Annotated in this window: 5 protein-coding genes; 4 read left to right on the top strand and 1 reads right to left on the bottom strand. The window is 70.4% G+C overall.

Annotated elements, in window-relative coordinates; all coding sequences use genetic code 11:
- Positions 1 to 68 precede the first annotated feature (68 nt).
- Positions 69 to 1508, bottom strand: a complete 1440-nt coding sequence (locus tag ACFULQ_RS48430) for an APC family permease (RefSeq protein WP_383558052.1) — start codon at positions 1506 to 1508, stop codon at positions 69 to 71.
- A 392-nt stretch (positions 1509 to 1900) separates the two neighbouring features.
- Here ACFULQ_RS48430 and ACFULQ_RS48425 point away from each other — a divergent pair, with 392 nt between their 5' ends.
- The 4 genes from ACFULQ_RS48425 (at position 1901) to ACFULQ_RS48410 (ending at position 5679) form a co-directional block, all read left to right on the top strand.
- Positions 1901 to 2635, top strand: a complete 735-nt coding sequence (locus ACFULQ_RS48425; RefSeq protein WP_383558050.1) for a type 1 glutamine amidotransferase — start codon at positions 1901 to 1903, stop codon at positions 2633 to 2635.
- Between the two features lie 52 nt (positions 2636 to 2687).
- Positions 2688 to 3194 carry a nuclear transport factor 2 family protein gene (locus ACFULQ_RS48420; protein ID WP_383558047.1) on the top strand — a complete coding sequence of 169 codons (507 nt, stop codon included), beginning with the start codon at positions 2688 to 2690 and terminating at the stop codon, positions 3192 to 3194.
- A gap of 133 nt (positions 3195 to 3327) precedes the next feature.
- Positions 3328 to 4695, top strand: a complete 1368-nt coding sequence (locus tag ACFULQ_RS48415; RefSeq protein WP_383558045.1) for a glutamine synthetase family protein — start codon at positions 3328 to 3330, stop codon at positions 4693 to 4695.
- A 45-nt stretch (positions 4696 to 4740) separates the two neighbouring features.
- A complete protein-coding gene (locus tag ACFULQ_RS48410) occupies positions 4741 to 5679 on the top strand; it encodes a TIGR03619 family F420-dependent LLM class oxidoreductase (protein ID WP_383558042.1) in 939 nt (312 codons plus the stop codon).
- Positions 5680 to 5787 lie beyond the last annotated feature (108 nt).

Raw genomic sequence — 5787 nt, 5'->3', positions numbered from 1 at the left:
GTGGGCGACCGCGGCACCGATGCCGCTGCTCGCCCCCGCGACCAGGTACACCGGTTCCGGCCGCGCCGTCACAGGACCTCCGCCGTGCGGGACCTGACGGCGAAGCCTCCGACGACCGCGATCACGACCAGTCCCATGGCGGCGTAGGCCGCGTAGATCGACGGCGCGGGCACCTTGTAGACGGCGCCGAAGAGCGCCCCTCCGGTGATCACCAGGCCGACGACGGTGGCGAGCCACGTCTGGGCCTGACCCGCGTGCCCCTTGAGTCCGCGCGGCGCCCCGAGGCACATGGCGAGGTAGATCGCGGCGAGACAGAAGATGCCGAAGGCGGACAGCCAGGCGTACCAGCCGAAGTAGTCCGGCAGGCCCGGGACCGCCACGCTCTTGGGGAAGGCCTGGCTGACCAGGACGGTGAGGAGGTAGACGACGGCCACGACCGCGGTGCCGCCGACCGGGGTGCCTCGGCGTGCGCTGACCCGGGTCAGGGGCTTGGGCAGCCAGCCGTCCTTGGCCATGGTCAGCACACCGCGGGTGACCGCGACCGAGACGCCGATGTACACGGCCAGCATGTCGAGCAGGATGACCAGTTCGACCAGGCGGGCGACCCAGGTGGCGCCGAAGGCGCCCGGTGAGGCGAGGGCGACGAGCGGGGCGCCGGCGTTCTTCGCCACGGCGTCCACGCTGAAGTGGAATCCGGCGATCTGGGCGTAACAGCCGAGAAGGAAGAACACGGCGGAGGCGATCAGGGAGATCATGACCGCCCGGGGAACGGACCGCTTGGGGTCGGCGGTCTCCTCGGCGAGGTTGGCGGCGGACTCGAAGCCCGTGAAGAGCAGGACGCCGTAGATGACGGAGAAGGCGATCCCGCTCCAGCCCTGTGCCGAGCTGGACGGCTTGAAGGCGGTGATGCTGTTGTCGCCGCCCACCTTGACGATCAGGTACACGAAGAACACGGCCAGGACGCCCATGGAGACGAGCGCGAGTGCCAGCTGGACCTTGACGGAGACCTGGACGCCGATGTGCACGATGGCCGTCACCAGGGCCAGGAAGGCGAACTGCCAGACCCACACCGGCAGGGCGTCGAAGCCGAACTCGGCCTTGAGGTCGTCGTACACGGTGCCGCCGATCAGGACGGCGATACCGGCGCCGAGGACGAGCACACCGGCGTAGTAGACATATCCGGACGCGGCTCCGAGGCGGGCGCCGAGGCCCTCGGTGACGTAGTTGTACAGGGAGCCGGCGGCCCGGATGCGGCGGGCGTAGGTGGCGACGATCCAGCCGATCGCGAGCATGCCGACCGTCCCGATCAACACCGAGAGCGGGGCGGCGGCGCCCGCTCCGTTGCCGGTCGCGGTGGTGATGCCGACCAGCATCGGGAGCAGGACGGAGACGGAGAAGACGGGGCCCATGAATCCTACGGACTGGGCCACCACATCGGTGAGGGACAGCGTGCCGGAAGACGCGGGCGCCTGTGATCCGGTGCTGGGCGGTGCGGTCTGGTGCGACATGGATCGCTCCATCCGGGTAGGCGCGCCTGCGCAGGCCACGGCGCGCGGGACGGGGACGGGGCCAGGCGGACCAGTCCATCGTTTGGGTCCGTACAATATGGAAGCCGGGGCCCGCCGACAAGGGGTCGGCGACAGGGATTGGCCAATCCGCAACAAACTTGCCGAGACTGCCGGCCACCCCTATTGTTTGACCCCGAACAATTCGTCGGGCGGATGTCCCCCGCGAGGCGGTCACCCCCTCGGCGAACCGGTCGGCACCTCGCGCCCGGTCGATCACGGACGCGACGCCCCGACACACTCGACCGGCCGACGGCGAGAGCGCGGCCGGGGAAACGACCGACCGATCGACGCACCGCGACGGATGCCGGACGACCGTAAGGAGAGACCCCGACATGCGGGCCCTTGTCCTGCGCCACGATCACGCGTCACTGTCCGGCCCCGTGGGCGACCGTCTGGTCCAGCACGGCTTCGCCCTCGACGAACACACGGTCGTGCCCGCAGAGCGGCAGCACGATCCCGCCGTCGAGTTCGACTTCCCCGCGCCCGAGGAGTACGACCTGATCCTGGCTCTCGGCGCGCCATGGTCGGTCTACGACAGAGCCGCCGTCGGGACATGGATCGACGGCGAGCTGAAGCTGCTGCGCCGGGCGCACGAGAGGGACCTGCCCGTTCTCGGGATCTGCTTCGGAGCCCAGGCCCTGGCCACCGCTCTGGGCGGGAGCGTCGAGCGCGCGCCGCGTGCGGAGATCGGCTGGATGCCCATCCGGTCCGAGGCCGAGGACCTGCTGCCGGCGGGTCCGTGGTTCCAGTGGCACCTCGACCGCTTCACCGTCCCGCCCGGTGCCGAGGAACTCGCCCGCAGCCGCGTCGGCCCCCAGGCGTTCCGGACCGGCCGCGCGCTCGGCGTCCAGTTCCACCCGGAGCTGACCGAGGAGACCCTGAGCCAGTGGCTCGACCTCGGTGGTGCGCGCCAGGCCGAGGAGTACGGCATCGACCCCGCCTGGCTGCTCTCGGAGACCCGCACCCGCCGAGAGGAGTCCAGACAGCGGGCCCATCGGCTGGTGGACGGGTTTCTGCGCTCGGCACTGCCCAGAACTCCCGCCTCCACGCACCGGACTCAGACGTGAACGCCCCGGCACCACGGACGTTCCGACACCCCCACCAACAGGAGACGACGCGATGAACAGGAAGACCACCCTCGTAGCCGGCCTCGCCGCCGCCACGCTCACGCTCGGCGGAACGGCCTTCGCCACCCAGGGTTCCACCACCGCCGACCACCGGACCGCGAAGGCCTCGTCCGCACAGTCCACCGCGGAGTGCAACAAGCGGGTCGCGCTGGCCTTCATCGATCTGGCGTTCAACAAGAAGAAGCCCCAGGAGGCCGCCGACCGCTACATCGGCGCCACGTACACACAGCACAATCCGAACTTCGCCGACGGCAAGGCGGCGTTCGTCTCCGCCGTCGCGGACTACACCAAGCAGTTCCCGCAGCTGAAGGAGGAGGTGAAGCGGGTCGCGGCCGAAGGTGACCTGGTCTTGGTGCACACCCACGAGACCACGACGCCCACCGACCGCGGCAGTGCCGTCGTGGACATCTTCAGGTTCGTGAAGGGCAAGATCGTCGAGCACTGGGACGTCACCCAGGCCGTGCCCGAGACCTCGGCGAACGACAACACCATGTTCTGACCGGACCCGACCACCCGTTTGCGCGCGGCGCGTCGGCGGATCCGCCTGCCCGGAGCACCACATGGTTGCGGAGAGCGCTCACCCATCATACTGTTTGACATCAAATGACTTCTGGATCGACCGGAGGCTCCCGGTGTCCGAACCCACCTCTCCCGCCGCCGCGGATCGGCTGACGCGTCTCGCGGCCGAACTGGCCGGCCGCGACATCGACCTGGTCCGTGTGCTGTGGAGCGACCTCCACGGCGTGGCGCGCGGCAAGGAGATCCCGACCGACGAACTCCACCGGTTCGCCGACCACGGCGTCGCCTTCTGCCAGGCACTCATGGTCACCGACCTGGCAGGCAACCCCCTGCACGTGCCCGAGTCCGCGAGCAGCGGCTGGCCCGACGCGGACGCCCGTATCGACCCCGACACGCTGGCCCTGCCGGGATACGCGCCCGGTATCGCGTACCTGCTCGCCGAGGTGACCGACCCGGCCGCGCACGGGGCCCCGCTGCGCTTCGACCCCCGCTCGCTGCTGCGACGCCAGATCGACCGTCTGACGGCACGCGGGCTGCACCCGGTGGCCGCCCCGGAGCTGGAGTTCTATCTCCTCAAGGCGGATCCCGAGGCACCGCACGGCTGGCGAAGGTACCTGGACCGCGACACGGCGGGCTATGTCGTCGGCACCGCCTACGACCCGGACGACATGCTCCCACTGCTCATCCGGGAGTGTCGCGCCCTCGGCCTCGGGGTCCACGCCGGCATCCAGGAGTTCAGCGGCGGACAGTACGAGATCAACCAGGCGCACGGCCCGGCGCTCGGCGCCGCCGACCGGGCCTTCCTGTTCAAGTACGCGGTGAAGGAGATCGCGGCCCGCCACGGGATGCGCGCCACCTTCATGGGCAAGCCCTTCGCCGACCGGTCGGGCAGCGGCAACCACGTCCACCTGTCCCTCACCGACGGACAGGAACGCAACCTCTTCGCCGACGACAGTGCCGAGGACGGGCTCTCGGCGCTCGCCAGGTCCTTCCTGGCCGGGCTGCTCGAACACGCCCCGGCACTGATGGCCGTGCTCAACCCGACCGTCAACGCCTACAAACGCCTGGCCGCCGCCGGTTCGCTCGCCCCCACCGCCGCCAATTGGGGCTACGACAACCGGCTCGCCTACGCCCGGATCCCGCCCGAGCGCGGCGCGGGCGCCCGGATCGAGGTCCGCATCGGCGACGGCGCGGGAAACCCCTACCTGACGATCGCGGCCCTGCTGGCGGCCGGGCTCGACGGCGTCGAACGCGACCTCCTTCCGCCGCCGCCCATCACCGGCGACCGCGGCGACGAGGGAGCCACGCTGCCGTCTTCGTTCCGCGAGGCGCTGACGGCCCTGGAACAGGACAAGGCGCTGAACGAGGCCCTGGGCGAGCGGTTCGTCCAGGTCTTCACGGAGCTCAAGCGCCTGGAGATCACTCGCTTCGAACAGGCCGTCACCGACTGGGAGTTCAACGAGTACTCCTGGATGCTCTGACCCGCGGGCCCGTCCCCGGATGCTCACGAACGGAGAACGACGACCATGACCACCGCACCCCGCATGCAGCTGGTGCTGAGTGAGAACTGGACGATGACCGGCGGCCGGGCCGACCTGCCCCTTCTGGTGCGCTGGGCACGCGAGGCCGAGGACGCCGGCTTCGACTCGGTGATGATCAGCGAGCACATCGTCCTCGGTCCGGACGCCGGCGCGAACGGTGTGATGGGCAACCCCCGGGACTACGCGCTGCCCGGCAACCAGGACCCGTACACCCCCTGGCCCAACTCCCTGATGCTGCTCAGCGCCATCGCCGCCGTCACCGAGCGGCTGCGCCTCGCGGCCTCGGCCGTCATCGCGCCGCTGCGCCACCCGCTGCTGCTGGCCCGCGAGCTGGGCACCTTGGACCTGCTGTCGGAAGGACGCCTGATGGTGCTGCCCAACGTCAGCTGGAGCCGCGACGAGTACTCCGCTCTCGGCGTGCCCTTCGCCAGGCGGGGCAGGCTCCTGGACGAACACCTGGAGATCTGGGCCAAGCTGTGGGGCCCCTCCCCCGTGTCGCACCAGGGTGAGCACCACACGTTCGAGGACGTCTACTTCGAGCCCAAGGCACACAGGCCGGACGGACCTCGCCTGTGCTTCGGCGGGGCGGGCATGCACGACGCCATGGTCCGCCGCATCGTGCGGTACGGCCACGCCTTCAACCCGCTCGGCCGCCCCACCGCGGAGGAGATGGACAAGCTCGCCCAGGCCATGAAGGCCGCCGGCCGGGACCTCTCCGAACTGGAACTCATCGGAGGCACCCGGGCGGTCTTCCCGGACGACACCTCGTGCGCGGACCTCGCCCAGGCCCTCGAATCCGTCCCCGAGCAGATGGCTCAGGGCTTCACGACCTTCTGTGTGAAGCCGTCCCAGTTCACCGACGACCCCGACGGGGTGGGGTCCTTCTGCCGTGAGGTCATGCGCCGGGTCGGCGCACTGAGCTGACCGGTGGCGGCCGGCCCGCTCCATCCCTTCGTACAATCTCATCCCGAACCGCTCGCGCCCCCGGAACGTCGCTCCGGGGGCGCGAGAGACCACAGGAGGGGCCGTGCC

This window comes from Streptomyces sp. NPDC057253 (assembly GCF_042669125.1).
Classification (GTDB): Bacteria; Actinomycetota; Actinomycetes; order Streptomycetales; family Streptomycetaceae; genus Streptomyces.
The sequence above is the reverse complement of the archived record's forward strand: the minus strand, read 5'-3'. Positions and strand labels throughout refer to the sequence as shown.